Annotated in this window: 27 protein-coding genes and 1 tRNA gene; 14 read left to right on the top strand and 14 right to left on the bottom strand. The window is 66.6% G+C overall.

Going from position 1 to position 26,800, the window contains the following annotated elements; genetic code table 11:
- Window positions 1–14: 14 nt before the first annotated feature.
- Both rdgB and rph read right to left on the bottom strand, forming a co-directional pair.
- Window positions 15–605, bottom strand: coding sequence for an RdgB/HAM1 family non-canonical purine NTP pyrophosphatase (gene rdgB / locus CUT39_RS15265; RefSeq protein ID WP_100448038.1), 591 nt, complete (start codon window positions 603–605; stop codon window positions 15–17).
- Between the two features lie 2 nt (window positions 606–607).
- Entirely contained in the window at window positions 608–1,333 is a 726-nt protein-coding gene (gene rph, locus CUT39_RS15270; RefSeq protein WP_100448040.1) for a ribonuclease PH, read from the bottom strand.
- Window positions 1,334–1,441: 108 nt separating this feature from the next.
- On the opposite strand from rph, the gene CUT39_RS15275 reads away from it, so the two are divergent.
- A tRNA-Leu gene (locus tag CUT39_RS15275) sits at window positions 1,442–1,526 on the top strand.
- A gap of 378 nt (window positions 1,527–1,904) precedes the next feature.
- Here the strand turns inward: CUT39_RS15275 and CUT39_RS15280 are convergent.
- Together CUT39_RS15280 and CUT39_RS15285 are read right to left on the bottom strand one after the other, a co-directional pair.
- Window positions 1,905–2,453 carry a flavoprotein gene (locus tag CUT39_RS15280; protein WP_100448042.1) on the bottom strand — a complete coding sequence of 183 codons (549 nt, stop codon included), beginning with the start codon at window positions 2,451–2,453 and terminating at the stop codon, window positions 1,905–1,907.
- On the bottom strand, window positions 2,450–3,838 hold the full coding sequence (locus CUT39_RS15285; RefSeq protein WP_100448044.1) for a helix-turn-helix domain-containing protein: 1,389 nt from the start codon (window positions 3,836–3,838) through the stop codon (window positions 2,450–2,452). The genes CUT39_RS15280 and CUT39_RS15285 overlap by 4 nt, the downstream gene beginning before the upstream one ends.
- Window positions 3,839–4,192: 354 nt before the next feature.
- On the opposite strand from CUT39_RS15285, the gene CUT39_RS15290 reads away from it, so the two are divergent.
- The 3 genes from CUT39_RS15290 (at window position 4,193) to CUT39_RS15300 (ending at window position 5,184) form a co-directional block, all read left to right on the top strand.
- Window positions 4,193–4,516: a hypothetical protein gene (locus CUT39_RS15290; protein WP_100448046.1), complete on the top strand. Its 324-nt coding sequence runs from the start codon at window positions 4,193–4,195 to the stop codon at window positions 4,514–4,516.
- 8 nt (window positions 4,517–4,524) lie between these two features.
- The gene (locus tag CUT39_RS15295) at window positions 4,525–4,806 is read left to right on the top strand and encodes a hypothetical protein (protein WP_157930711.1); all 282 of its coding nucleotides are present in this window, start codon (window positions 4,525–4,527) and stop codon (window positions 4,804–4,806) included.
- Window positions 4,807–4,932: 126 nt separating this feature from the next.
- Window positions 4,933–5,184, top strand: coding sequence for a hypothetical protein (locus tag CUT39_RS15300; RefSeq protein ID WP_157930712.1), 252 nt, complete (start codon window positions 4,933–4,935; stop codon window positions 5,182–5,184).
- A gap of 99 nt (window positions 5,185–5,283) precedes the next feature.
- Here the strand turns inward: CUT39_RS15300 and CUT39_RS20425 are convergent, their stop codons facing one another.
- The 3 genes from CUT39_RS20425 to CUT39_RS15305 form a co-directional block, all read right to left on the bottom strand.
- The gene (locus CUT39_RS20425) at window positions 5,284–6,714 is read right to left on the bottom strand and encodes a hypothetical protein (protein ID WP_157930713.1); all 1,431 of its coding nucleotides are present in this window, start codon (window positions 6,712–6,714) and stop codon (window positions 5,284–5,286) included.
- A gap of 283 nt (window positions 6,715–6,997) precedes the next feature.
- Entirely contained in the window at window positions 6,998–7,720 is a 723-nt protein-coding gene (locus CUT39_RS20430; RefSeq protein ID WP_157930714.1) for a hypothetical protein, read from the bottom strand.
- A gap of 619 nt (window positions 7,721–8,339) precedes the next feature.
- Window positions 8,340–8,630, bottom strand: coding sequence for a hypothetical protein (locus tag CUT39_RS15305; RefSeq protein ID WP_100448052.1), 291 nt, complete (start codon window positions 8,628–8,630; stop codon window positions 8,340–8,342).
- 551 nt (window positions 8,631–9,181) lie between these two features.
- On the opposite strand from CUT39_RS15305, the gene CUT39_RS15310 reads away from it, so the two are divergent.
- The 5 genes from CUT39_RS15310 to CUT39_RS15330 all read left to right on the top strand — a co-directional run bounded on the left by CUT39_RS15310 (window position 9,182) and on the right by CUT39_RS15330 (window position 13,427).
- A complete protein-coding gene (locus CUT39_RS15310) occupies window positions 9,182–9,583 on the top strand; it encodes a hypothetical protein (RefSeq protein ID WP_100448054.1) in 402 nt (133 codons plus the stop codon).
- Between the two features lie 2 nt (window positions 9,584–9,585).
- Window positions 9,586–11,301, top strand: a complete 1,716-nt coding sequence (locus tag CUT39_RS15315) for an alpha/beta hydrolase (RefSeq protein ID WP_100448056.1) — start codon at window positions 9,586–9,588, stop codon at window positions 11,299–11,301.
- Window positions 11,302–11,381: 80 nt separating this feature from the next.
- Window positions 11,382–11,999 (top strand): hypothetical protein, encoded by a 618-nt coding sequence (locus tag CUT39_RS15320; RefSeq protein ID WP_100448058.1) that lies wholly within the window; start codon window positions 11,382–11,384, stop codon window positions 11,997–11,999.
- Window positions 12,000–12,420: 421 nt separating this feature from the next.
- A complete protein-coding gene (locus tag CUT39_RS15325) occupies window positions 12,421–13,059 on the top strand; it encodes a hypothetical protein (RefSeq protein ID WP_100448060.1) in 639 nt (212 codons plus the stop codon).
- Window positions 13,059–13,427, top strand: coding sequence for a hypothetical protein (locus tag CUT39_RS15330; protein ID WP_100448062.1), 369 nt, complete (start codon window positions 13,059–13,061; stop codon window positions 13,425–13,427). Before CUT39_RS15325 ends, CUT39_RS15330 begins: the two co-directional genes overlap by 1 nt.
- A 92-nt stretch (window positions 13,428–13,519) precedes the next feature.
- Here the strand turns inward: CUT39_RS15330 and CUT39_RS15335 are convergent, their stop codons facing one another.
- The 5 genes from CUT39_RS15335 to CUT39_RS15355 form a co-directional block, all read right to left on the bottom strand.
- A complete protein-coding gene (locus CUT39_RS15335; RefSeq protein ID WP_100448064.1) occupies window positions 13,520–15,280 on the bottom strand; it encodes a GmrSD restriction endonuclease domain-containing protein in 1,761 nt (586 codons plus the stop codon).
- Window positions 15,281–15,368: 88 nt separating this feature from the next.
- Window positions 15,369–17,090: an AIPR family protein gene (locus CUT39_RS15340; RefSeq protein WP_100448066.1), complete on the bottom strand. Its 1,722-nt coding sequence runs from the start codon at window positions 17,088–17,090 to the stop codon at window positions 15,369–15,371.
- Between the two features lie 16 nt (window positions 17,091–17,106).
- Window positions 17,107–20,310, bottom strand: coding sequence for a helicase HerA domain-containing protein (locus CUT39_RS15345; RefSeq protein WP_100448068.1), 3,204 nt, complete (start codon window positions 20,308–20,310; stop codon window positions 17,107–17,109).
- A complete protein-coding gene (locus CUT39_RS15350) occupies window positions 20,307–20,930 on the bottom strand; it encodes a hypothetical protein (RefSeq protein ID WP_100448070.1) in 624 nt (207 codons plus the stop codon). The genes CUT39_RS15345 and CUT39_RS15350 overlap by 4 nt, the downstream gene beginning before the upstream one ends.
- Before the next feature lie 479 nt (window positions 20,931–21,409).
- Entirely contained in the window at window positions 21,410–21,832 is a 423-nt protein-coding gene (locus tag CUT39_RS15355; RefSeq protein ID WP_198587165.1) for a MarR family winged helix-turn-helix transcriptional regulator, read from the bottom strand.
- A 71-nt stretch (window positions 21,833–21,903) separates the two neighbouring features.
- On the opposite strand from CUT39_RS15355, the gene CUT39_RS15360 reads away from it, so the two are divergent.
- Window positions 21,904–22,758: an SDR family NAD(P)-dependent oxidoreductase gene (locus CUT39_RS15360; protein ID WP_198587166.1), complete on the top strand. Its 855-nt coding sequence runs from the start codon at window positions 21,904–21,906 to the stop codon at window positions 22,756–22,758.
- A gap of 21 nt (window positions 22,759–22,779) precedes the next feature.
- On the opposite strand, the gene bcp is transcribed toward CUT39_RS15360, so the two are convergent.
- A complete protein-coding gene (bcp, locus tag CUT39_RS15365) occupies window positions 22,780–23,253 on the bottom strand; it encodes a thioredoxin-dependent thiol peroxidase (RefSeq protein ID WP_100448074.1) in 474 nt (157 codons plus the stop codon).
- Window positions 23,254–23,453: 200 nt separating this feature from the next.
- Here bcp and CUT39_RS15370 point away from each other — a divergent pair, with 200 nt between their 5' ends.
- The 4 genes from CUT39_RS15370 to CUT39_RS15385 are packed head-to-tail and all read left to right on the top strand — an operon-like array spanning window position 23,454 to window position 26,013.
- Window positions 23,454–24,161 carry an energy-coupling factor ABC transporter permease gene (locus CUT39_RS15370; protein WP_100448076.1) on the top strand — a complete coding sequence of 236 codons (708 nt, stop codon included), beginning with the start codon at window positions 23,454–23,456 and terminating at the stop codon, window positions 24,159–24,161.
- Window positions 24,162–24,509 (top strand): PDGLE domain-containing protein, encoded by a 348-nt coding sequence (locus CUT39_RS15375; protein ID WP_100448078.1) that lies wholly within the window; start codon window positions 24,162–24,164, stop codon window positions 24,507–24,509.
- Complete coding sequence (gene cbiQ / locus CUT39_RS15380) at window positions 24,506–25,267, top strand: cobalt ECF transporter T component CbiQ (RefSeq protein WP_100448080.1); 762 nt, start codon at window positions 24,506–24,508, stop codon at window positions 25,265–25,267. The genes CUT39_RS15375 and cbiQ overlap by 4 nt, the downstream gene beginning before the upstream one ends.
- Window positions 25,264–26,013 carry an energy-coupling factor ABC transporter ATP-binding protein gene (locus CUT39_RS15385; protein ID WP_100448082.1) on the top strand — a complete coding sequence of 250 codons (750 nt, stop codon included), beginning with the start codon at window positions 25,264–25,266 and terminating at the stop codon, window positions 26,011–26,013. The genes cbiQ and CUT39_RS15385 overlap by 4 nt, the downstream gene beginning before the upstream one ends.
- A 1-nt stretch (window position 26,014) precedes the next feature.
- On the opposite strand, the gene CUT39_RS15390 is transcribed toward CUT39_RS15385, so the two are convergent.
- Window positions 26,015–26,740: a DsbA family protein gene (locus CUT39_RS15390; protein WP_100448084.1), complete on the bottom strand. Its 726-nt coding sequence runs from the start codon at window positions 26,738–26,740 to the stop codon at window positions 26,015–26,017.
- Window positions 26,741–26,800: the final 60 nt, after the last annotated feature.

Genomic DNA, 26,800 nt, shown 5'->3' on the forward strand with positions numbered 1-26,800 from the left:
GGGCATGCGGGAAGTCAGTCGACGATTTCGGCCGCGAGCTCGCGAAATGCCTTCCCGCGGTGGGAGATCGCGTTCTTCTCCTCGGGGGGCAGCTCGGCGCTGGTGACCTCGTGGCCCTCGGGGATGAACAGCGGGTCGTATCCGAACCCGTTGGAGCCGCGCTCGGTCCGGCCGACCCGGCCGCGCATCCGGCCGTGGACGACCTGTTCGCGGCCGTCGGGCCAGGCGACGGCCGCAGCGCAAACGAACTTCGCGCCGCGCAGCCGGTCGGGCACGTCCGCGAGCTGCTCGAGCAGGAGCGCGTTGTTGGCGGCGTCGTCCTTGGCGCGTCCGGCCCAGCGCGCCGACAGCACCCCGGGCATGCCGTTCAGCGCCTCGACCGCCAGCCCGGAGTCGTCGGCGACGGTCGGCAGGCCGGTGTGCTTCACGCCGTCGCGCGCCTTGAGCAGCGCGTTGCCGGCGAAGGTCAGTTCGGTCTCGGCCGTCTCGGGGTAGGGCTCGACCGCGTCGAGGCCGACCAGTTCGAAGCCGGGGGCGGCCTCTGCGAGGATCTGCCGCAGCTCGTCGATCTTGCCCGCGTTGCGGGTGGCCAGCAGGATCCGCATCGCTAGGTGATCAGGGTCCGGGCCTGGAGGCTGGACAGCTCCTTGCAGCCGTCCACGGCCAGATCCAGGAGCTGGTCGAGCTCGGCGCGGCTGTAGGTGGCCTCCTCGCCGGTGCCCTGGACCTCGACGAATTTGCCCTCGCCGGTGACGACGACGTTCATGTCGACCGAGGCGGCCACGTCCTCCTCGTAGGGCAGGTCCAGCAGCGCCTCGCCGCCGACGATGCCGACGCTGACGGCCGACACCGAGGTGGTGAGGACCTTGTCGGGCTTGCGGGCGAGTCGCTGGTCCTTCAGCCAGGTGACCGCGTCGTGGAGGGCGACGTAGCCGCCGGTGATGGCGGCGGTGCGGGTGCCGCCGTCGGCCTGGAGGACGTCGCAGTCCAGGGTGATGGTGTTCTCCCCGAGGGCCTTGAAGTCGATGCAGGCGCGCAGGGAGCGGCCGATGAGGCGGGAGATCTCGTGCGTGCGGCCGCCGATCTTGCCTTTGATGGACTCCCGGTCGGACCTGGAGTGGGTGGAGCGGGGGAGCATCGAATACTCGGCGGTGACCCAACCCTCGCCGGTGCCGCGCCGCCACCGGGGCACGCCGGGCGTGACCGAGGCGGTGCAGAGCACGCGGGTGCGGCCGAACTCGACGAGGACACTGCCCTCGGGGTGGTCGGTCCAAGAGCGGGTGAACGTCACGGGGCGCAGCTCATCGGCGGTGCGCTTGTCGGGTCGAGTCATCTCCACCAGCGTACGTGACCGAACAGTCGTGTGACACACTGGTTGCGGCCTTGGTAAGGCCGACCCGGCCCTGGTCGCGGGCGGGTTTCCGGTCGGCCGCCTGGCCTCGCACGAGTGGCGGAATTGGCAGACGCGCAGGATTTAGGTTCCTGTGCCTCCGGGCGTGGGGGTTCGAGTCCCCCCTCGTGCACCAAAGAGATCATATTCGAACTCAGCCGGATGTATGGAACATCCGGTCGGTTCTTTTTTGTCCGATATTCACACGTGAACATGCGCGCCAGCGACTTCGGATTGCCGTCCTGGCCCGCATTGGCAAGCGGCGCAGCTTCGCGTACCACCTGACCTTGTGGAGCGTCTGGCTCGGTGTTCATGCGGCCCTTCGCCAAGTCGTCCAACAGCTCTGGGTCGAGGAGCGTGGCGAACGGCTCGGTCATCTCGAACCGCCCCACGGTGCCGTCCTCGTTGATGCAAAGCTTCTTGAACAGTCCTTTCTACCTAATCAGTTGCTCGCAAAAGTTGTACCGGTTGACGTCCAACAAGAAGTCTGGAAGCTGCGGGTACACAGGGACCACTAAGTTCCAGACTGAATCGCTAAGCCGGAGCTTTCCAAAGCTTCCTCCAGTGCGGCCTTCCACGGAAAGCCCGCCAGCTTCTCTCCACCCGTACGAGGTTCATGCGGCTCAACGTCAATCACTGTCACACCCTCGTCCCTCAACCACTCCACCGCACGCCAGTAAGGTGCCCGCCCTGCCAACGCCGAATTCACGAACGGCACCACCACCGTCGGGACGCCCAGCCCGATGAGCTCCGAGGCGATATCCAGCGCGTAGGTGTCGGCAATCCCGGCAGCGAGTTTGCAGATGGTGTTGGCCGTCGCGGGGGCTATCACCAGTGCATCAGCCGGAGGTCGCCCACGTCGCGGCGTTCCTGGTCGGCGGTGCTCCGAGATCACCGGGTTGCCCGACGCGTCTTCGAGCTTCGCGACATCCACGAACCCCCGCCCTGCAGGCGTCGTGATGGCATGGCAGTCCCAGCCCTCTTCCTGCGCAGCGGTAATGAACTCCGTGGCGTACGGGGCGGGGCCAGCTCCACAACTAATGAGGTAGACGACCTTGCTCATACCGCCGCCAGCTTCTTCGCAAATGTGGCAGCGTGTGAACGTATCGAGGGCGGCGCCGCACTCTGGATCGTATTGAGCAATTCAGAGACGTTCTTCCGCACCCGTACCTCCTGGGGTGCGGCGATTTCGGCGAAGTACAAGGTGTTCAGGGCTCGTTCGTATCGACCCCACTGCGCGAACGCACTCGCCACGTCGATGGCGAGACTCACCTGCCGCTCAACCAAGCTGATCGCCCCGATCTCAATCCCGCGAGCCAACTCGATCGCCCGCCCAGCATCGCCCAGGACGAGCGCGATGTGGATTCGATGCAGCCCCACATTCACGGCATTGAACCCCGTACCACGCAGGTTGTCCGCATCCTGGAGCTGGATACTGGCCTCATCAGCAGCATCGAGCAGCTCGTCTGCCTTGGTGCGCTTGCCGGCGTCCGCGGCGGCCACGGCTCCTCGAAGCAGCAGCGCACCCTGAACAGACAGGTTCGTTGGAGTACGAGACTCAGAGCCGAGCAGTTGAGCTCGACTCGATGCGAAGTCAGCGGCGAAGTCCGGGTAGCCGGTGCGCAGTAGGACGTGCGTTACCGCCCTGGCGCTCGACGCCATCGCGACTGGATCACCCAGCATGTTGGCTGAGGACATGGAGCGGTCGGCGGCGAGCGTCGCCAAGGTCTGCTCCGAGTGTTTGAGCATCACACCGGAGGCGACTTGATAGGCATCAGCGGTCAAGGCGGTCACGCGCTCGCGGTCGTCGAACTCGCTTTCGGCGACATTCAGCTGTTGCAGTAGCCCGGAAAGCCGCTTCAGAACCTCGCGGTACTGGCACGCCTGGTACTCACGTTTGGCGGCCACCACGCCGCTCGCCAGCTCATCAAGGCTTGGCGCGTCTCCGGAGTAGCGAGGCGCGGTATCGAGTACGACCGCAATGAGGTCGCTCAACCCAGGTATTCGGGCGGTCTCGGTCGCAAGCAGCGCGGCCCAGGTGCCAGCGTTGGAGAGGAACTCTCTACGGTTCACTTCGGGCTCCTCGGAAGCGGGATCGTCAGCTCGCCCCAGCATGCGCCGCAGTCCCTCATGTTTGCCAAGGACCAAGGCCGTGTCGAGCCGGTTGTCCGATTGCTCGGTCGCCTTGTCCCTTTGCCCCTCGACCAATGGCATCGCCCGCATGAAGAAACCGCCGGTGTTCAGCGCTTCGTCGAGTTTGGCGGCGATATCGGTCTTGAGCGACCGGGCGCCAAGCTCCAGCTTGCTGATGAGCGACGCTGAGGCGTTCGCCCGCTCGGCAAGGTCGGGCTGATTCAGCCCGGCAGACGTGCGCCGATGACGCAACTCCGCGCCGAGCCAATGATCAACGCTCCTGCCCGGCTCCAAGTCCTTGAGCGGCTTGGGCATTCCGCCTCCCGAGTCGGCCGAAAAGGACAAGATGCATGGTACGGGCTTGTCCGATTCAAATCCTTGATTACCGTCTTGTCCCGATCCACACTACAGACATGGCCGCCGGTCTTGGAACCCGACTGACGTGGGAAAACGGGACCGATCCCGGCCATGTCTCGCCGTCTCTGGACGGCGAGGCGAAGGCGGGCGTCTCTTGCTGATCCGCCGGTGCCACTGACCGGCATGGGGCGCCGGGAAGCTCCCAGCACCGGCGAGACGTACGCCGTCAACAACAAAAGCGGGCCGCCACCCGAGGTGTGAGAAGCGAGGAGTGGCGGCCCGCCCCTACCGACACCAGAAGGCGAGCAACTGATGCCAGACACCAGCCTACGAGTCGAGATATCCGCCGAGGCGGACCAACCCCAGACGCCTGAAGTCCTTGGCGAGTGGATCACCGAAGGCGGCTCTACGCTGTCGCTGGTCGGAAAGCTGGGCGGCCAGTACACCTCGATCTGGATGCAGCGCGACGGCAGCGAACCGTGCAAAATCGGCCGAGCCGAACATGCCGGAGGCGTCCTCCGCGCGGTCAGTTGGGACGAGCCGTGGCGCGAGCAGACCGACGCCTGGAAGGAGATCCAGCGCCACAAGGTCTCGGCCATTCTGGCCGAGCGGTATGCCGAGCAGGCAGCACCATGACTATGACCGTGGCAAGTGTCGAGGTCGAAGTCAGCGCAAGCGCTCAGCGCACACTCGCTTTCGCCGTTGAGTTCGACGAGGCAATGGCCGTGGTGCGGTACCGCCCCAGCTTCGTGGTGAGCGAGACGGACGTGGTGCTGACGATCCAGCATGAGCGGGGCCATCTGTGCCAGGTGACCTGGAGTGAGCACTGGCGACGGTATCTGGTCGCCACTATCCGAACCAAACTTGTGGGCCAAGTGCTCGAGCTACTCAAGGCGCATCACCGCCGGTCCATCCCCGACCGCTGACCTGCCACAGAGCAGCGCCGCGATGCTTTTCTCGGTGCTGCTGTCCTCGTGGCCGGAGTTCTGGCGCTGCGGTGGGGCAGCCCTCCGGACCGGAGTAGGCCCGCTACGTCTCACGAGCTGGCGGGCATGCCCGGCCGCAATCCCGATGCGGCCGGGCATCTCTCAGCCTTCACCCACCCGCAAACCAGGAAACGTATGAATCTTCTCGAACTCCTCAAGCGTGCAGCAGCGCAGACCGTGCAAGATTTCCGTGGCTCTGGCGGTCTGCTCGCTATGGATGACCTGTGGTGGGTAGCCCTGGCGCTGGCCGGCCCGGAGGTGTATTGGGCGATCCACTCGTTGATCTACCCGTGGCGACGGTGCTTGCCGGTGCCGTGAGGGGTCGGGACGGCATGCGCGGGTGGTGAGGAAGGTCGTTCGACGCCTGAATATCTAAATCACTTTCCGAAGGCCACGGTCATACTCGTCACAAAATAGTCACTCATTGATCTTCGAAGCGGAGGTCTTCGGCGCTGCGTCGACCACTATGTAGCGTAGTGCTTTGCCAGATCTGACAGCGACACTATTAACGACTCCTGGAAGCTCCTGGATCCGTTGTCGAGCATTCTTGCTGTCCTTGTACTGGATCACAACGAACCATCCGTCGCGAACCTGATCGCTCTTAAGATAGGAAGGCAGTTGAGCTTGAATTCCATTCCAGAATCTTGAGTTATCAAGCTTCTTAATCTCAAGCAGCGCTCGCCTGGAATATCCATTTGAAAACTTAAAGTCCACCGGCCCACGACCGAGCTCAACTTCACGATCTACGACAATATTGTTTGCTCGGCAGTAACTACGTGCAAATCCCATAAATAGTCGCTGTGCTGCTTCTTCGCGCTTTTCCTTGTTGCTTACCTCGTTCCAAAGTAGCGACCAGCCACCTTGCTCTTCTACATACTCCTTGAACTCTTCTATAATCAGCGCTATTACCTCGAAGAACTGCTCGTTCGTTGACGGAGTATCAATTGCTAGAGGGTTCTGACTCGTATAGATACGAGTCGCTTGATCGTACTGATACACACCACGGGGATCGACCTCAAGGTTGTACGATTCCCCTGCTTTTTCCTCTTGAGATCGAGTCCAAGCTCTGACGGATTCGGGATTTTCCCTCGCAAGTTCCACGATGTCATGTTTTGATACTCGGGTCAAGATCGTGTAATTCATGTCATCACGCAGCTGCTGTGCATCATATGAATACCACCATTCTTTAGGATTCAGAGTAGGAAGATCACTCAGAAACCTTTTCGGAAGAAGTAGGATGGGTTTCTCACTGAACTCGTTGACTGGAAGATAATGAGGCTCGGCTTGCCAGTTCATACGTACCGTATTGAGAGATGCTCCCTGAACGTTTACCCGTTGCGTCGGAATATGATGACACCCAACTATTTGCTTGGTATAAGCAATAAAGCGCCGTCTGAGAATGTTGCATGTTACGTCAGAGATACGATCCGGCCCAATTCCTTCATTAAGAATTCCCAGTTCTTCAAAGTGACGGAGATCTGTTAGGCCACGTTCTATTGCGTCTTCCATTGCCTCTGCAATGAGTTGAGCATAGCCTTTACCGCCTCCGGCGCCATCGGTTCCAGACCTGGTGTAGCCAAGGCAGAATTCCTGAGGCTCAGGGAATGTAAGTAGCGCGAGCGCCTTTCTATATGGCACGCTATCTCGATTGCGCCTCCCTTTAGCAATTAGCTCGAAGCATGTATTGAAGTGGCCAATCAATTCTTCGTGTGCCGCTCTCCACAATTCTGCCGCATCTTGAAAGATGAGAAATGGATCAATAAAGAGAGGGGTGTCTGCGTCGAGAATAGGATCGAACCAGTAGTCCTCCTCCGAGCGCTCGATATGGTACGCGTTGCTGAACAGCATTCTTCCCCCTCCTTGACCAAAGCAGTATTCCGTCCATCGGTGGGAATGAGGGCGAAAGTGCCCGCACGAACCGCAGATCAACGGACAGTGCTGAATATACACAATACGGAACGTTAACGCCCAGCGTTTCGCCTTCGCACCGGTTAACGCCTGGTACATCTTATGCTCTTATGGGCTAATTGGCTATCCATCGACGATCTGGAAGTGCCGAACACCCCCGACCTGGCCTAGAAAGACCGGATATCGCCTGAGCATGGGCGGCGCTCCTCTGACCCGACCTAGCCTACTCGGTGCCCCCGCTGGTGATAGCCTGGATTGCAGCCTGTCCAGTATCACTGCCAGCAGTTTCAAGTGCCTTACCTGTAAACGTCTGAACCCCGAATCTGAGAAACTTTCCTGCAAGCGTAAGTAGACGCTTTTGCTGCTTCTCTTCCGGAACTTGGCCCGTGAGGCGTAGGATTTCACCGCCCAGTTCGGCCGTAATCTTCCGTACAGTCGCCGAGCCGAACTTTCGAACCTCGGCTGCAACTTCGCGAGCTTCGCTGAGCAGCGCTCGGATGTAGTGGTCTTCATCGACTGGCAACACGGTCTCATCGAGAAGGTTCAGCGCCTCGTCAATAGCCTCAAGAAGTTCTTCATAGTTGACCTCTTCGCCGCTCCATCCAACGCGTACTGAGTCGAGGTGGGAAGCCAATGCTTTCAGCATCCGAAGCTCTGCAGGCGGCAGTTCCGGTACATTGTTTGGCTTGAGCTTGAGCATGTCAAAGATGACCGCATACCAACTGGCAACGCAATCTCGATAGACTTCGACATCAAGACCTGCGATGGCCATTCCCGCGAGTGCTCGGTCAACTTCGCGAACCAGATCGATAGCGTAGCAGCGTGCTTCCCATCGTCGGTTGCCCTCATCGGAGACCGCTTCACCGAAACCGTCATTCGTGTATCGACTTTGCCAGTCGTCCCAGTCGGTTATCAGCTCATGTAGTTCACGCGCAGGATTCTTCACGATCGGAGCTTATCGCAACTAGAGAATCGAACGTTTGTGCTATGAAATCAGGCTGCGTCGAGGGGGCGCTGTGTCGTTGGGTCTGGCTTCGAAAGACCCTCGATTAGGTGCACCGAATTTCCTAGCGGGACCCGGCAGTCGACTGCCGGGTCCCGCTACTAGGCCGATCAGGGCAGCCAGGAGGAATGAGTCCGCTCGCAGTTGATTCGCCGGTTCAGCGAGCCGCGTCCGGCGGACGTCGCCGTCACCAAGGAGCTGGGTGCCTCTACCGCAACCTCAGCGAACGATGGAGCGACTGGGTCGAATGTGCTCGCCGCCTGCGGCGTACCGGCCGAACAGATCGCGAGAGGATAAACGGATGGCACTGCAGTTTCGGAACCTGAACGTCTCCCCGGACGATCCGGTGGAGTGCTGGCCGGTCGAGGCGGTCCAGACCGCGATGGAGCGGGGCTCGGTTCGGGACTGGCGGCGGCTGATCGAGGTCATCGACCGCGATCCCTGGGGCACGACCGCCCGCCAGGTCGAGCACGTCTTGACCTACAGCCGACCGTACGGCGTAGCGAACTTGATGGAGCGGGTGCTGCGGAGCGCCAGAGCTCGGCCGGGACCGCTTCACTTACTAAGGGCGGCCGGTGGGCTCGGGCGGAGTCCAATCGCCGGAGCCGTTGCCGGCGGACCGGCGGCCCTGCCTCCAGGTCTCCATGAGGTGCATTCCCAGCAGGTTGATGGCTACGCCCAACCCGAACAGGAGCCCGGCGCCCGGGATCGCGAGTAGGTAGGTCCCGTTGTTGTCCCCGAACCCCCCGAGGATCCCCAGGACCAGCGTCACCAACCCGAGCGCGAACATCCATCCGGCGGCTTTCCCGGCCCGGTTCACGGCCTTCTCGATCTCATGGTCGAAATCCTTCATCTGTCAAGCCTAATGAGCTCCGGGGAGCGCTCGACGCGACCGGTCAGCCGGTAGCGCGCAGGTCGAGGAGCAAGGGGAGCCCGGCGCGGACGGTGAGGAAGGCGGCCGATCCCGCTGTGGAACGCAGTACCGCCGGGCGAAGCCGCGCGCTCGCCGGAGCGGCTTTCGGCTACGTTGCCCGGTTCGCGGAGTCGGGTCGTGCCGTCCTGGCACCGTCTCGGCGAGTTCGCTCGTACCCTACCGGAGTGCCGGGTTTGCTAGGTTGAGTCGAAGACAGATACCGAACGTCTCCGAGCGGTAGCGCTGTGGATCCCCGCCCCATGCCGGTGAACTCCGATTCCCGACCGGGACCGCCGTCCGATTCGGGGACCTCGCGTCCCGATCCCACCCCATCCCGTCCGAAGTCGACCAGACCGCGGCCGCCTGCCCGGCCGACACCTCGGACGCCGTGACAGACAGAGGAGGAGCCCGTTGAACGACACCGCGACCGCAACCGCGCCACCGGCGGAGCCGTGTTCGGCCGTGCTCGAGCTCATCGCTCGGAGGTGGCGATGAGTGACTTCAGCATCAGGCCCGAGGAAGTGCGTAGTGGCGCCACCGCGCTGTTCGACGCCTCTGAGGCAATCTACGAGGCGATGAACACGCTGGCAGAGGATTCGAGCGCGCTCGAAGGCACGCCCGAGGCCACCGAGTTCACCGGGATCGCCGAATGCCTTAAAGCCGCGGAAGTCTGGGAGAGCGACTACATCGCCGTGCATCGGGCCGACATCGAGGAGACGGCCAAGTTCGCCGCCGTCTGCGCCGAAACCGGCGAGGAAGTCGACGACTACGGCGCAACGATGTTCGACCAGTACGCCGATGTCTACCTCGACGATCGCACCGCTCCCTCGCCGGAGCGCCCCGGCCCCGACCCGGCCGCACAGATCCCGCGCGGCGAGAGCCTGGCGGTGTAGCAGTGGCCATCACCTACGGCCTCCTGCTCGAGGCCGATTTCACCGCGCTGGAATCCGTCGGCGAAGCCTGGATGGACCTGTACGGGAATCTCGACGACCAGGCCGCGACGATCGGTGAGCTCAAAGCGAAGGACGTCGCCGCGTTCGGCGTCAACCATTGGGAGGGCCGGAACGCCGACACCGCCCGAGAACAGGTGCGGGACATCGTCGTCGATCTGGACGAACGAGCGGCCGCAGCCCGCCGCGTGTCGGTCTCGATCGCCGACGCGGTCGAAGAATTCCGGGCAGCGCAGTCGGATCTCAACGAGGCGGTCGCCGAGGTCGATCGTGAGCGGGCCACGGTGACCGACGCGGGCGCTGTCGTCCCGGACACCTCCCGGGGCACCGACAACATCTCCTACGCCCAAGGCATGAGCACCCGCATAAACGCGGCCCTGGACCGGGCGACCGAGGCGGACGAGGGGCTCAAGGCTGCGATCGGGGTTTGGGCCGAGACCTTCAGCGCGAGCGAACGCAGCGCACTGATCCAAGGAGCCGCCGATGAGGCCGAAGAGCTGCAAGAGCTCATCGACTCGGGCGCTTCCCCTCAGGCGATCAACGACTGGTGGAGCGGCCTCGACGAGGCCGAGCGCCTCGGCATCCTCGAAGGCAACCCCGGCCTCATCGCCGATGTGGACGGCATTCCGACCGAAGATCGCGACGCGGCGAACCGCGACCTGCTCGAGGCCGAGATCGACCGCTTCAGCCCTACGCTCGACGCGGACATCGCCGACCTCGAGGCCCAGTTGGAGGAGCTGGATGCCGCCGGCGACCGGTTCGACGAGGGCGGCGGGAATCTCGGGGTCCCGCATGAGACCAGCGAGTACCGGGAACTGCGGGAGCAGCTCGAAGCCCTGGAGGTCGAGCGGGACGATCGGGACTCGCTGGAGAAATTGCAGGACGCGATCAGCGGTCAAGCTCGCACGGACCAGGAGTACTTCCTGCTCGGCTACGACTCGGCCGAGGACGGCAAGGCCATCGTGTCGGTCGGCAACCCCGACACCGCCGACAACACCGCGGTGTACGTGCCGGGTACCGGCGGCGACCTGGACGGCGCAAGTGGCGGAGACCTGCAGCGAGCTGAGACGATGGCCTGGGACGCTGCCGCCGTTCCAGGCGGTGGGGAAACGGCAGTAGTGATGTGGTTGGACTACGATGCTCCGGACGATGCCTTCCTTAATGCACCGAGTTCCTCATACGCGGAGGACGCCTCGGAGCCGCTCACGTCGTTCATGGGCGGGCTCGAGGCGACCAATCATGATCCTGAAGGAACGACGACGACCGTGATGGGGCACTCCTACGGGACGACGGTCATCGGTGAGGCCGCCAGCGAGAATGGGCTTGCGACTGATCAGATCGTCGCCGTCGCCAGCCCCGGCATGACGGTCGACCACGCGAGCGAACTCAACATTGACCCTGATGACTTCTACGCCACCACCGCTCCAGGAGACGCCATCCATGCTGCCGCTGAATCGTCCTTGATTCACGGTCCGGACCCGAGTGATACCGGTCTGAACCTCTCCGACGGACCCGGCTCCGGATTCGGCGGGACGTCGTTTGAGAGCGACAGTATGAGTTGGAATCCCATGGAGATCCACAGCAACTACTGGGAAGACGGCAACTCTGCCCGAGACAATATGGCGAAGATCTTCACTGGGAATGGGGATGAGGTCAGATGAGTGTCCGACCGGTACGACGCAGCGCACTCGCTGCGTGTACTGCAATCGTTACTATAGTCGCTCTAGGAGGATGCTCCATTATGTCGCGGAGTCTGCCAGAACTTGAATTCGATCTGAGTGAGGCCTTCATCCGAATGGACGAGGCTGTAGCGCAGACCATCGACGGGCTTCCCGACTTCCCGGGGTTCCATAAACGTACGACACTGGCGCTCGACTGTCCGGAAGAGGGTCGCGAGTCCTACGAGATCGCTTATACCCTTCCTGAGGAAACGATCGGTTCCGACCTAGTCACCAAGGAGTACTTCGCGGTGCTCAAGGAGCATTGGCCCTCGTTGGGATGGGAGGTCCACGGTGAACGGGACGACGTTGACGGCAACATCGCAAATATACAGGCGATAAGACCTGACGGTGTCAACCTCTGGTACCAGAACCAGATAGGGCAGATCGTAATCCACGCTCAGGTCGCCTGCGTGGAGGCTGAGGGGCATCCGGTGTGTGGTCCTCCGCTCGGTGGCGTCAAACCCGAGAACGACAGCACAAAGGACTGTATGGTTCTCAGTCGGGAGGAGTTGGAGAGCAAGACCGCGGATGCAGTCGCTCCGTTCGAGGGCGGGCAGGCGGCGACGATCCCCTTCACCGCGAACGGCACACGCCGCGAGGCCATCGGTCGACCGGAGCCGACCGACAGGGAGACTTGAGGGACGACGGCCCGGCCAGCCATCGGGTCGTTGCCCACTCGGCCAAGGTCGAGGCCTCGGTCGGCGCGCGATACTGCTTGGCGTCGTGGGCGTGCGTCGCTTCGAGCGTGACACGCTCGCGGTGTCCACGGATCGCCCGATCACTGTGTTTGTGCCACAGAGAAATCAGAAATGATGCCGGGTCCGTCTGGACGATGTCGTTGACAATGCGATGATCCTGGTTCATCATGCAATCACCGCGTGTGGAGTTCCCCCACAACGGCAACCATTTACGACTATTCCAGAAAAGGTTACGACAGAACCCTGAAAGAGAAACAAATTCATAAGGAAGCATCTCAAGCCGCCGCCCGGCGGTCCACGTTCGCTAAAACCAGTTCCGCCGGGCGGCCCAACACAGAGAGAGCGAGCTCCCGTGTCGTCAGTGACGATACGCCATTCCGGCGTACTTGAAAACACCCATTCGGCCGCCCGACTCGCCGCCGGGCAAGTCTGGAACTCCGCGCAGTATCCGCCGGGATTCGGTCCCGGCGAGCCGAGCTACGAACCGGCGCACCTGCGCCACCGGCCCGGCGACGACTGGAAGATCGGCGGCAGACCCCACGACCCCGACGACCCCGGCCCCTACGGCACTCCGGGCTGGAGGCCGGACCGCCGCATCGGCCGCCACCGGCGCGGCGAGCTGCCCGACCCGCTCCCTGAGGACCGAGCTTCGAGCACCGAGCGGCCGCAGCGGTTCTCCCGCCTCCGTGAAGACGCCTACCGGGCGTTCCTCCGCGACTCCGAAGAACTCCACCAGGCGCACTTCGAGGCCCCCGAACCCAGCCTCGCGCTCGTCCGCGTCCGCTGGTTCCTCCGGGTCCTGCTCGCCGTCCTCTACTGGCGGGTCCTGCCCTTCCCCGAACGACCGAGCCGGGCTATGCGCCGACCTTCGCCGCGCCCTCACGACCGAACCGAGCGCCGGCCTCAAGTGCGGTTCGAAACCGGCGCCGCCGGACCGATACACCGTCCTGCGATCGGATCCAGACCGACCGGGCGCCGAGCGATCGGAGGCCGCGCCTGATGAGGTCCCGAACCGCACCCGAAGCCGCCCGCCGCTCCTACCACCGCGCGCTGGTCGACCGCCCACTGCTCGCCACCGTTCCCGACCCGCCCGACCACCGGTCGCTGACCGTGCTCGGCGCGGCCCGGATCGGCGGGCGGACGGTCGCCTTCGCCACCGAAGCACTCCGCCCGCGCCTGTGGATCGTCACCGAACACGACCTGCCGCACGTGATCGGGTTCCTCACCGGACTCGTCCACTCCCGGCCCGACCTGTGGATCTGCGACCCCGACGCCTGGGCCTGGATCAACACCGACACCGTCAGCGCCGACATCAAAGCCGCCGCCGGACGCGTCTGGACCGACTGCCGGAAGGAATGCGACCGCTGAAACCGACCGTGCCCCGCCGGGGCACGCACGTGTTCTCCCGGCGGCCGCCCCGTCGACCGGGTGACCAAGCCCTGCCGACCCGGGCGGTACTCTCAACCGCTGGCCATGTCGGCCTCCGGCGAGACCCCGAGGGCTTTCATCAGACGATCTCTGATCTTGTGCTTCCGTGCCTCATAGAACTCCAAGAAGTCCGTGAGGTCGAGCGGTAGGCCCTCGAGGTCGTTCTCCACCGCGTAGGTCGTCCGCTTCTCCTCACTCGGGAAGGCCGATGCGATCCAGTCGGCCGGAAGGGTGTCCTGTTTCTCGATGTTGGCGGTACCCGCGAGCAGTTGCAGGTTGGGCAGGAGGTTGACGGCGGCGCGGAACTCCTCGATCCGATCCGGAGGCACTCCGGCCGTGGCGAGCTTCTTCGGCGTGAAGCGGGATTTCGGGAAGACATGGTCCTCGTGGAACTGCTTACTCAGATCCAAGCCCGGGTAGAGCACCGAAAGGACGGAGAAGGTCCGCCTCCCTCCGTACTTGAGGTTCAGCAACTCGTCGATCTCAGCGGTGTCGAAGGTCAGTCCCTTTCCGACGGCCGTCATCGCCGCTTCCACGGCCCCGACCGGAAACCCCGAGGCCGAGTCCGCGCGCAGCGCATCTCGGATACGGGTGAGCAGGGTGTCGAGGCCCGATCCCCAGATGCCTCGCTTGATCAGCGAGCGGGTGACCCAGTGCTGGAGGGCGAGCCGGTCGGCAGCGTGGGCACTGGAGTCCATGTAGGCATCTCCGGCGCCCCGCAGGTGCAGGTAGTGCGCGATCGGGACGATGACACTGGCCGCGGTCAGGTTCCGTTCGTTGTAGCCGAACTGCTGGAGCAGTGTGGCCGCGCGCAGCAGGGCGTTCTTGACCTCCGGCCAAGCGGCCTCCACCCTCGCCATGTTCGCCTGCGTGAAGTTGGTGACCTTGAACCGGACATCCACATCCGCGATGGTCAGCGCGGTTTTGAGGACGACGTCCTTGGAGAAGGAGAACTGCCGGCCGGCGTTGCCGTTCAGGTCACTGACGAGTGCCCGGACCTCCTCGCGGGCGTCGAGTTCCCGCCACTGGTTGGTGGCCATCGACAGCAGCAGATCCGAGTACGAGAGCTGCGTGCCGCCGCTGTTGACCCGGACGAAGATCTCCAGCACCTTGTCGGCGTCCTGATCGGTGACCAGGAAGTAGTTCATCGGTTTGAGTTCGCGGGTGGCCCAAAACAGGTCGTAGAGCCGCTGGAACGCGTCCCCGGACCCCGCTATGCCGCGCCGCTCCAGCTCCTTCATGATCGCCGGACCCGAGTTGGCGAGGTCGAGAACCTCCCCGACCCGGAACCACTTGGGATTCGCAGCGGCATCGGTGTCGGTGAGGAACCGCAGGTCGTACTTCAGGCCGAGTTCTTCGTTCTCGGGATCCTCGGTGAGGTTGAGGTAGAGGCGCTTGACCGGGAACGCGTCCGGATGGTTCCACCAGGCGTACTTCCTCTTCTCGGCGAAGCTGCCGTACAAGGCGATGTTCAGCGACGTGAGCCGCTGCTGGCCGTCGAGCACCGCCGTGGTCCCACCCCCGGCCGGGACGGTCGCCTTGCCGGCGTACGGATTATCGCGCTCGTGGTAGTTGGTCAGGAATTCATAGAAGGTGTACGACTGCGCGGTCTCAGGTTCGACCTTCCACAGGAGGAAGGACCCGATGGGGTACCCGCGCATCAGGCTGTCGACGATTCTGGTGATCTGACCGGCGTCCCAGACGAACTCGCGTTGGATCGCCGGCATGAGGTACTCATGCTTGTGGATGGCGGTGAGCATCTCCTCGATGCTGAGCGGGGTTTGGAACGACAATGCGATGCTGCTTTCATTCTCGGCTGGGGGTGGATGCGGCCATAGAACGGAGATCGTCTCCCCGGCGGGGGCCACAGTATTGCAGTGCTCAGTGGGGCTCCTGGACGGCGCGCAGGAAGCGGTCGGTGAAGCCCTTGGTGCGGACCAGCTCGGCGAGGCGATGTCCCGGTGCTTCGCTTCTCCAGTGCCGATCCAGGTCGGGGATCAGCGCTTCGACGCAGCGTTCGACCTTCTCGCGGTCCCAGATGCGCTCCAGGAGTTCATCGCAGTAAGCCTTCGTCTTCCGCGGGGTCGCGGGCGGTCGCCGTCCGCCTGAGAGCCGGTGTACCGCCGCGGCCATGAGCAGGAACCGCGCCGGTTTCCAGATGCGGTCGACGCGGTTGTTGCGCAGCAGCCAGTCGACCTGGTACCAGATCGAGGCCGCGGTGTAGTAAGCGATCGGTGGAGTGTCGGTGCGGTAGACGGCGAGCTTATCGTCCTTGAGGAGCTTCGCCGGCCTGGTCGCCTCGTGTACGCGGTTGCGGAACACCGCCGCGTAGGACTGGGTGAGCTGGTTCTGGTTCAGCACCCTGGTCCTGGTGACCGACCGGTCGCCGTCGAACTGCCCGGCCCGGCGCTCGTAGTAGAGGTCCCGGGGCGGCACCGAGGTACGGAAGTACGCCTCGATGTTCCGGTGGATCTGCGGGTCGGCGGCGAGGCTCTCCTTGGCGATCAGCGTCTGGCGGTTGGTGGCCTGAGTGATGGCCTCGGCGATGCTCTCGTCCTCGGTCTCGATCACGGTCAGCTTCACCTGGACGTCGTCTGTCAACTGGTGGCGGTTCTCGAACAGGACGTGCCCGGTCTGGCAGCCGTTGACGATCTGGAAATCGGCCAGGGTGCAGTTCTCCCCGGAGGCGTCGAAGCTCTCGGCGATCACGGTGATGCCGTTGTTGAGCACCGCGAACCGTTTGCGCTGCGCCTCGTCGGCCAGGGTCCGGGCGATGTCGTCGTTGATCTCGTTCGATTGGCCCAGATACTCGCGGAGGTTGTCTTCGAACAGGAATTTCCGGATGCTGCCGCCCTCGTCCACCAGGATCCTGCCGACCAGCTCCGAAGCGGGCAGCATCCCGGTCCACGCCTGCTTGACGCCGTCCATCCCCGCCATGCCGATCTTGGACGGCCAGTCGAACGAGGCCCGGACCTTCCGGTTGGAGCGCTGGTAGAGGCGCTGCACACGTCGTGAACCGGCGACCTCGAAGCTGACCGACTCGAACCGGTCCAGCGCCTCCACCGTCCGCTCGGCCGAACGGCATTTCGCCAGCAGGTCCTCGTTCGGATCCCCGCCGCAATGCACGTACCACGCCTCCAGGCGGGGACTGCCGACGGCGTTCCTGTCGTGGTGGTCGTAGAGCACGTGCAGCGCCTGCTGGAGCTCCAGGATCTCCGGCGAGGCGGTGTAGGCGATCGGTTCGCGGCCGCAGATCTGCCGCAGGTTGTCGGCCAGGTCCGCCACCACCTTCCCCTCGGCGCTGGTGCTGGTCTTGGCCTGGACGGCCACGACCACGACGTTCATCTCTCGGAAGCTCTCCGCGGCGTTCTTGACACCGTCAAGATCGTGGTATAGCTCGCCGTTGACGACGATTCCCCAGGCGTCGACCCCGAGGTCGTTCCCGCCGCCGGTCTGGTGGGCGTCCGGCGCGAAACGCTCCTCGTGGAACTGGTGCAGGACGCAGTGGGCGGCGAAGACCTCGAACAACTGCGGCTCGTCCAAGTCGGGCAGTTCGCGCTCGGCTTGGAAGTGGCGGAGTCGCTCCTGGACGATCTCGTTCACAAGCGCGTGCTCCTCTTCAGTCCGAGGCCCTCACCGAGGCGAGGATCTCCTCGGCGGTGGGGGCGGTCGGCGGATGGTGGCTCAGGCACATCGGGACGTCGACCCGTTCGGTGGCCTTCCCGTCTGCGGCGAGGTAGAACTGTCCGGCCCGCAGGTGGGCGAGGTCCACGGTCGACCCTCCCTTGTTCTCGGCCACCTGGGTCGCGGCCGAGATCTGGGAGGGCGAGTTGATGCGTCCGTACCAGTGGGTGGCGCAGTTGCCGACGATCCGGTTGTGGATCCCCTTGGGGGCCTGGGTCGCGAACACCATGCCGAGGCCGTACTTCCGGGCCTGCGACACCAGGGCGAGCGTGGAGTCGAGGCAGACGGTCGATCCCGAGGAGGGGGCGATCGTCTGCGCCTCGTCGATCACGAACAGGGCCGAGAGCGGCCGGTCGACCGCCGGGTTCCGCTTGGCCCAGGAGAACAGCGCCAACTCCAGTTGGTTGACGAACCCTTGGCGCTGCTCCTCGGTCGGCAGCCCCAGGAAGTTGACCACCGAGACGCGGGTGCGTTTGCCCGGGCTCGGCCGCAGCAGCACCGCCGGATCGAGCGGCTCGCCGGTGCCGCCGAAGACCCGGTCGTTGATCATCGCCGCTCGCAGCGTCGCCGCGACCTTGGCGGCGATCTCCTCGGCCTTCGGAAGGGTGCTGACGCCTTCGGGCAGCTCGTCGAGGAAATCGAGGAAACCGCCGAGGTCCGAGGCGCCTCCCCTCGCGTAGAAGGCGAGAGCCTCCCGGAGCACGGCCCGGGCGTGGTCGTCCTTGGAGGCGGCGCGGGCGATGCGCGCCCGCGGCACCAGCGAGGCCACCGCCGTGTCGACGGCGATCTCCATCTCGTCCGGGTCGTCGGCGACGGCGGCGAAATCCGGCAGCGGGCGGAAGCTCAGCGGACGGCCCCCGGTGCGTCCGGGCGTCCACACCGTGACCTCCACGCTGCTCATGTATTGGGCGGCCGCCGCCTCATCCCCGGGAAGCCAGTGCTCGGGCGGCTCCGGCCAGGCGCTGCCGAGCCGCGAGAGGTCGTTGTTGGGATCGAGGACGATCGCCGGGACGCCCTGGAGCGCCGCGGCCTCGATGATGCGGCGCAGCAGCACGGTCTTGCCCGAACCCGACCCGGCGAACACGCCGGTGTGCTTGGGCATCGATCCGGTATCCAACCGGACCGGCTCGCCGTCCGCTCCCCGCCCCACCGGCAGCCGCACCGACTCCGATGAAGCCTGGCCGCCGGTCCCGGTGCGCGGGGCCGCGGCCCGGCCGCCCGCCTCGGGTCTGGTTCTCGGGCCGGACAGGGGGAAGTCGAGGATCCGCCCGGCCCCGGACGGCGGCAGGTCCGGCCGTACCGGCTCGGGCTCGGGCGGTGCCGACTCCTCGGGAGGCGGCCCGAACACGTGCTGGAACAGGACGGTCCGCGAGGCGGGTCGGCGCGCCCGCAGCCACGCCTCCAGGCCGGGCCGGCGCTGCCGGTGCAGATGGTGGAGCGCGGCGAACACCCGCAGGTCGTCCTCGGTAACCATGATGACGGTGCCTTCGCGTTCGAATTCGGCGAGAGTCTTTGCCGCCTTCGTGTTCCGGCCCCAGGACCCCCACTCGCCCGATGGGGCGGTCACCCACAGGACCGCCCGGCTCCGGTGGAGGCGGTTGCTCCGCCCGATTCCGGCCCTGGCCGAAAGGCCCGCGACCCGATGCTGCACCGCGTTCGGGTTGGTCTTCGAGATCGCCAGGAAGCTCCAGCTCCTCCGGGGCTCGGCGTCCTCGTCGTGCAGCTCGGCGTGGAACGCCTGGCGCTTGCCGACCGGCAGCCCCACCTGGGACGCGGCGGGGTCCCGGCCCGACTCCACCTGGAAGGACCTGAGCGCGGCATCGAGGAGCTGCGGCATCCGGGTGTCCACGGTGTCGGGGGAGCGGGCCGTGTCGATATCGGCCATCGCCCTGTAGTTCTCGAAATCGGCGTCCAGGCCCTCGCCGGGGGCGGGCGAGGCCGCCTGCGGCCTGCCCTCCTTCTGATCGGGCGCCACGAGCTCGGTCGCCTCGGTCACCTCGCCCAGCTCCACGCACCGGTTCAGGTGGGCCGAAGCGCTGCGCAGCAGATCACGGGGGCTGAGCAAGGCGGCCTTCCCCAACGCGGCGTCGCCGAACGGGTAGGACGGATAGGGCGGCTCGAAGCCCGACCGCCGGTACACCGGCTCCAGGACCGCCTCCAGGAGCGCGGCCGCGACCTTAGGATCCGGGAGGGTGTTGTCGAGCCAGATCTTGGATTCGAACCGCTGCAGAACGGTGTCGACCGTCGCCCGCGTGAACTCGCTCCAGGTCGTGTCCAGGCAGGACAGCAGTACGGTGCTGCGGCGGGTGACGTCCCGCAGCTCGGTCAGGCCACTGCCGAGCATGTCGAGCAGCTCGACGGTGGACTCGGCCCCCTCGGCCGCGGCGGTGCGTTGGGAGGAGCGCACGATGTCGTCGACCTGGTCGACGGCGATCACGGTGGCCCCGCAGAGCGCCATGAGCTGCGACAGGTCCCTGACCAGCTCGATCGGGCTTCGCGGGGGTGCCGTGCCGAATCCGGGAAGCGATTCGACGTCGAATTCTCCTCCGGCGAGGTAGGCGTCGGCCGGGGCGGCCCGCCGCTCGTCGTTCGAGTGGAGCAGCAGGAGGGCGCGCAGGGTGTTCCGGGTGCCGGCCAGTGAGCGGTCGATCCCGCGCACCGACTCGGTGAACTGGGCGACCGAGTCGGGGTCGGGCAGCCTCGACTCCAGCAGCCGGTGCCGCAGCCCCTCCGGAAGGTCGGCCAGGTCGGCCAGGCGCTCGAGGAGGTGCGCCAGGCCCGATTCGGCCGACCGGTGCGGCATGTCGAGGGCGTACACGAAGCTTCCGGCCAGGTTGGCCCAGAAGTCGCGCACGTCGACGATGTTGAGGCGCACGAAGAACCCGCCCCGGTCCTGGACGTCGCGCCGCGCCCGCCCCAGCAGGTGGCTCTTGCCGCTGCCGCCCTCGCCCACCAGCGGGAGTCCGGTGACGCTCGACCGGGGGCTGTTCTCGGCGGCGGCGATGCGCGCCTCTATTGCCCGGAGCGCGGGTTCGTTGATGCCGTTGACGTGCGGCCGGGACCGGTCGTCCCAGATGTCGTCGGGAGTCACCGCGAAGTCGCTGGGGACGCTGCGGAGCGCCTCGAGGGCGGAGATCACAGCGCCTCGATCGCGATCAGGTGCCGGTCCTTGTTCGCGAGCCGCACCGCGGCCCGGTCGTCGGCCTCGGTGAGGGTCTTCTGATTCGACTCGGGGATCAACCGGATCTCGTGTGCGGCGAGCAGCTCGCCCAGGACCGAGTCGACCTCCTCGCGCTCGATGTCATCGAGTAGCTCGCGCAGTCGGCGCAGCGGCACCCAGTCGGAGGCGCCGCCGACCAGTTCGGTGTAGGCCTTGCGGATCCGGTCGGCGGTGGAGGGCTCGACCCGGGCCGGGTAGAGATCGGCCAGCTCGGTGCCGGTGCGGTCCATGTGGGCCGAGAAGTCGCCGATGAACGCCCACAGGATCCGGGCGGTGCGCTGGCTGACTCCGGAGGGGGCCTTCTCGGACAGCAGCCGCCGGGCGGCCAGCCAGCCGGCGTCGGTCAGCTCGTAGGCGTACGGTCTCACCGTTCGGTCGATCGACACCAGGCCGTGTTCGGTGAGCTTGCGCTGCGCGGGAGTCTCGACCTTGTCGAAGCCGAAGGCGGCCTTGAAATCCTTGGTGGTGCCGGTGCCGCGCAGGTGCACCAGCGTCAGCAGCAGGTTGAACTCGGGGACGGTGAGCTCGAGGTCGGCCATGGGGGGTTCCATTCCGTGACGTAGGCGTGCGGTGGATCAGACCGATCTGCGCACGATATCGCTTCAGTCACGTGCTGTCAGCCCTCAAAGTTGCGCCCAGCGGCCGATAGTCGGAAGACCGACAGATCGGCCGCCGAGAACCTTCACCTGATGTAACTGACGTCACTGACGTCCGACGTCACTGACGTCGCGCGTCAGTTGGCTTTCACGAGTCGAGCGAGACCGCCTCCGGGCTACCGAGGCGCACCGCGGCGGCCGACCAGCCGCCGCATGAGCGACCGCAATCAGCACCCGAACCCCGAGGAGGTGCTTGAGCGCCTCGAGCACATGGAGCGCGAACCGGAGCGAGCGCGCGCGAAGTACGGGGAAGCAATTCGGTGCCTTGACGGAGTCTGGGGTGCCACGCTCCGTGGGACTCTTGCCCGGCGCGCAGGAAGCGGTCGGAGTTGCGAAGGGGAGGACCGCCTGAGAGGTCGCGGTCACAGCGCTTCGGCGGCCCTGGCGAGCAGGCGGCGCAGCGTCTCGCGCTCCTGCGGCGTGAAGGCGTCGGCCAGGCGCTGCTCCACCGATCCGGCGCGCTCGTCGGCCTCGGCCAGGACCGTGCGGCCCTGATCGGTCAGCGTCGTCTCGGTGGCGTGGCGCAGCCACGGGTGCGGGGTGCGTTCGACGAGCCCGCGTTCGGTCAGGGTCTTCAGCACCGAGTTGATCGCCTGCGGCGTGACCAGGCACTCGCGTGCCAGCCCGGCGGGGGAGATCCCGGGGGTCCGGTCGATCGCCAGGAGCGCGGCGTAGGCGGCGACGCTCAGGTCGAGGTCGCGCAGGGCGCCGGACTTCGCCGACATGAGGTGTTGCTCGGCCCGTTTGATGTCGAGTCCGAGCCGCTGATCGACGGGGATGGTCACGAAATGACTGTACAGGGTCGTCGCTCTGTAAGGAGCTTGTTAGTTATAAAGAGTTTGATAGTGTGGTGTGCATGAACGATCTTCTCTTCCCCATGCACGGCAAGCACGTCCTCATCACCGGCGCCACCCGCGGCCTCGGGCTGCGCCTGGCCGAACGACTCGCCGAGGCCGGAGCCGTACTGCTCCTGCACGGCCGCGACCCCGAACGCCTCGACGCCGCCGCCGACCGCATCGAACGCGAGCGGCCCGGCGCGGAGATCCACCGCTTCCTGGCCGACCTGAGCGACCTCGACCAGGTGGCCGCGCTGGCGAAGTCGGTCGCCGATCGGGCGCCCCGGCTCGACGTCCTGGTCAACAACGCGGTAGTCGGGGGCGGCTCCGACACCGCCCGCCGGGAGGTGAGCGCCCAGGGCCACGAGCTGCGGCTCGCGGTGAACCACCTGGCGCCGCTGCTGCTGGCCCGGTCGCTCGGCCGCCTGCTCGCGGCGAGCGCGCCGTCCCGGGTGGTGAACGTCGCCTCGCTCGGCCAGGCGCCACTTGACTTCGACGACGTGATGCTGGAACGCGAGTACGAGGGGGTACGGGCCTACTGCCAGAGCAAACTCGCCATGATCATGTCCACTATCGACATGGCCGAGCGGTTCGAGCCGCAGGGCGTCAGCGTGAACGCGATCCACCCGGCGCACCTGATGGACACCGAGATCGTCCGCCAGAGCGGCTTCACGCCCCTGGCCGGCGTCGATGAGGGCGCTGAGCCGACCCTCCGCCTGATCGGCGATCCCGCGCTGCAGGAGGTCACCGGCCGCTACTTCGAGCAGTCACAGCCGACGAAGGCCCACGACCAGGCATACGACCCCGAAGCGCGCGCCCAGCTCGCGGCGGTGTCGGAGCGGTTGATCGCCCCGTACGCACCCGGGGACGGCTGACCCCGGCCGCTCCGTCGGGCCTCAGGAGGTGAGGCCCAGCTCCTTCTTCAGGCGGCCGACGTGGCCGGTGGCCTTGACGTTGTACCGAGCCAGCTCGATCGCGCCCTCCTCGTCGATGACGAAGGTCGAGCGGATCACGCCCTGCACGGTGCGGCCGTAGTTCTTCTTCTCGCCCCACGCCCCGTACTCCTCGAGCACCTTGTGCTCGGGGTCGGACAGCAGCGGGAACGTCAGGCCGTCGCGCTCGACGAACTCCGCGAGCTTGCCGGGCTCGTCGGGGCTGACCCCCAGCACCGCGTAACCGGCCTCCTGCAGTTCCGAGAGGCTGTCGCGGAAATCGCAGGCCTCCTTCGTGCAGCCGGCGGTCATCGCCCTCGGGTACGCGTACAGGATCACCCTGCGCCCCCGCAGGCTCGACAACGTCACCGTGTCGCCGGTGTCGGTCTGCAGCGTGAAGTCGGGAGCCGTCTCGCCTGGCTGAAGTCGTACGTTCACGAGTCAGCACACTACCGCCCGTACCTGACAATCGTCTGGGAGCTCCCTTGGCGGCGGCTGCGTGCCGTCCCCGACTGGACAACCACCCCCTTGCTATTGCAAAATAATTGCAATAGTCCAACGGTGGGCTGTTGATTCCAGACGTCGGCGCCCGGCATCCAGCCCGGGCCCGGCCACCTCCCGGCCGAAAGGCATCGCCCGTGTCAGACACCGCCCTCCACATCCCCAACGGGATCATCGGCATCCCCACCTCGCTCGGCTTCGGCCTGGCCGCCGTGCTCGCGGTCGCCGCCTGCGTCGCCGCCGCCCGCCGCGGCCTCGACGACCGGCTCGTGCCGCTCGCCGGGCTCGCCACCGCCTTCATCTTCGCCGCCCAGATGCTCAACTTCCCGATCGCCGCCGGCGTCTCCGGCCACCTGGTCGGCGGCGCCCTCGCCGCCGCCCTCCTCGGGCCCTGGCTGGGCGTGCTCTGCCTGACCGTCGTCGTCGCCGTCCAAGCACTCCTGTTCGCCGACGGCGGCGTCACCGCGCTCGGCCTCAACATCGTCAACATGGCCGTGATCTCGACCGTCGCCGCCTGGGCCGTCATCGCCCTCGCCCTCAAGGTGCTGCCGCGCACCCGCGCCGGCCTCACCGCCGCCGTCTTCGCCGGCTCGGTCGTCAGCGTCGTGGCCGCCTCGGCCGGATTCCTCCTCCAGTTCGCCCTCGGCGGCGAACCGATCGGCCAGTCCTTCGCCGCGATCGCCGCCGCCCTCCTCGGCACCCACGTCCTCATCGGCGTCGGCGAGGCCGCCATCAGCGCCGCCGCCGTCACCGCCGTCGCCCTCACCCGCCCCGACCTCGTCCACGCCCTCAACGGCGGCCGCCTCGACCAGCCCGGGGACGGCCTCGCGAAGGAGACCGCATAAATGAAGACCTCCAGGTTCGTCCTCGCCGGACTCACCATCGCCCTCGTCCTCGCTGGCGGCCTCGTCCTCTACGCCTCCTCCGAACCCGACGGCCTCGAATCGGCCATGCTCGAAGGCTGCCGGACCGGTGCCGACGGCGAGATCAGCGGCGGCACCTGCGTCGCCCAGCAGGAGGCCGACCACGAGATCGGCGGCCCGCTGGCCGACTACGGCATGAGCTTCCTCGACAACGACACCCTCGGCGGCTCCCTGTCCGGCATCGCCGGGGTCGCCCTCGTGCTCGCCGTCGCCTGGGGCCTGTTCACGCTCCTGGCCCGCAAGCGCGGCACCGGCGGCGAGGGCGAATGAGGGGCGGCGACGGGCTCCACCGGCCCGGCGACACGCCCCTGCACCGGCTCGCCCCGCAGGTGAAGCTGGTCGCGCTCGCAGCGTTCACCTTCGCGGTCGTCGCCACCCCCCGCGAAGCGGTCTGGGCCTTCGGCGGCTGCGCCGCCGCCCTGCTCGCCCTGTTCGCCCTCGCCCGGATCCCACCGAAGTGGATCGCCGCCCGCAGCCTCGTGGAGGCCCCGTTCGCCCTGCTCGCGCTCGCCTTCCCGTTCCTCGCCGGCGGCGAGACCGTCGAATGGGCTGGGATCGCGCTGTCGGTCGAGGGCCTGTGGGCCGGCTGGAACCTGCTGGCCAAGGCCACCCTCGGCGTCTGGGCCGCGCTCCTGCTCGCCGCCACCACCCCCGTGGCCGACCTGCTCGCCGGCCTCTCCCGGCTGCGCTGCCCCGAGATCCTCCTCCAGATCACCGCCTTCGCCGTCCGCTACGCCCACCTCACCGCCGCCGAGGTCGCCCAGATGCGCCGCGCCCGCCTCGCCCGCTGCGACGACCCCCGGTTCCTCTGGCAGGCCGGGGCGCTCGCGCGCAGCCTCGGCGTGGTCTTCATCCGCTCCTACGAACGCGGCGAACGCGTCTGGCAGGCCATGGCCGCCCGCGGCTACACCGGCCGGCTCCCCATCGACGTCGCCCCGGCCGGGGCCGGACCGGGCCAGTGGAGCGCCGCCATGACCGCCCCGGCCCTCGCGGCCGGACTCGCCGTCTGGGCGGCGGTGGGCGCATGACCGCCCTCAACGTCGCCGGCCTCCGGCACACCTACCCCGACGGCCACCGCGCCCTCGACGGCATCGACCTCGACCTCCGGCCCGGCGAGCGGGTCGCCGTCCTCGGCCCCAACGGCGCCGGCAAGACCACCCTCATGCTCCACCTCGCCGGACTCCTCCGAGCCACCGCCGGCACCGTCACCGTCGGCGACCTCACCGTCGGCGAACGCACCCTGCCCCGGATCCGCCGCCGCGTCGGCATCGTCTTCCAGAACCCCGACGACCAGCTCTTCATGCCCACCGTCGCCGACGACGTCGGCTTCGGACCGGCCAACCTCGGCCTCAAGGGCACCGAGCTGCGCGAACGCGTCGACGCCGCCCTGGCCGACGTCGGACTCCGCGAAGCCGCCGACCGGCCGCCGCACCACCTCTCGGTCGGGCAGCAGCGCCGCGCCGCCCTCGCCGGCGTCCTGGCCATGCGCCCCGAGATCGTCGTCCTCGACGAACCGAGCGCCGGCCTCGACCCGGCCGGCCGCCGCGAACTGGCCGCGATCCTCCACCGCACCGCCCCGACCCTGCTGCTGGTCACCCACGACCTGCCCTACGCGCTGCAACTGTGCGAGCGGGCGGTCATCCTCGACGCCGGACGCATCGTCGCCGACGCCCCCACCGCCGAGATCCTGGCCGATGCCGCCCTGCTCGAGCGGCACCGGCTGGAACTGCCGTTCGGGTTCTCCCTCGAGGCGGCGCTGGCCGCGCTCGGCTGAGTCAGGACTCGGCCGCGATCGCGGCCTCGACCTCGTCGGCGAAGGCGGCGAGCTCGACGTCCTCGCCATCGACCCTCGCGGTCGGCGTGCCCTGCACGCCCTGATCCGACGTGGCGTGCTCGGTGCCCTCGCCGACCCAGCCGGCGTAGGACTCCTCGTCCACGCACGCCTCCCAGTCCGCGCCCAGGCCCACCCCGGAGCCGACGGCCTTGATCTCCTCATCGGACAGGCCCGGCGTGTTCTCCGCCGGCTGGCCCTCGTACATGGCGACGGTGAAATCGAGGAACTCCTGCTCTCCGACGTCGGCCGCGCACACCGCCGCCGAAGCCGCCCGGGTCGAGTACTCCGTGCCCTCGCTGAGCCGGTCCAGGATCGCGATCGGGTGGTAGTTCACCGTCACCGACCCGTCGTCGACCCACCCCTGGAGGTCCTCGGCATAGGTCGCCTCGAACTGCTTGCACGCCGGGCACAGGTAGTCGACGTACAGGTCGACCACGACCGGGCCGTCGCCGACCCGGACCGCGTAGTCCCCGGTCGTGGCCGCCGACGGCTCGTTGATCTCGCGCTCGGGCTCCCGGTTCAACCAGATGCCCACCGCCAGCAGGCCCCCGATGAGGAGCACCGCGGCGCCGATCGCCACCCCGAAGACCGTCTTCCTCCGCCGGGCCTCGGCCGCCTGCTGCCTGCGCCAGGCCTCGGCGGCCCGCCCGCGCTCGGACTTGCCCATATCCTTCAAACGCCTCTCTGTGAACTGAGGGGGCTTCGGTACGCTCGGCGGCGTGCTCCG

Origin of the sequence: Glycomyces xiaoerkulensis, assembly GCF_002798405.1 — a bacterium.
GTDB classification, from domain to species: Bacteria; Actinomycetota; Actinomycetes; order Mycobacteriales; family Micromonosporaceae; genus Glycomyces; species Glycomyces xiaoerkulensis.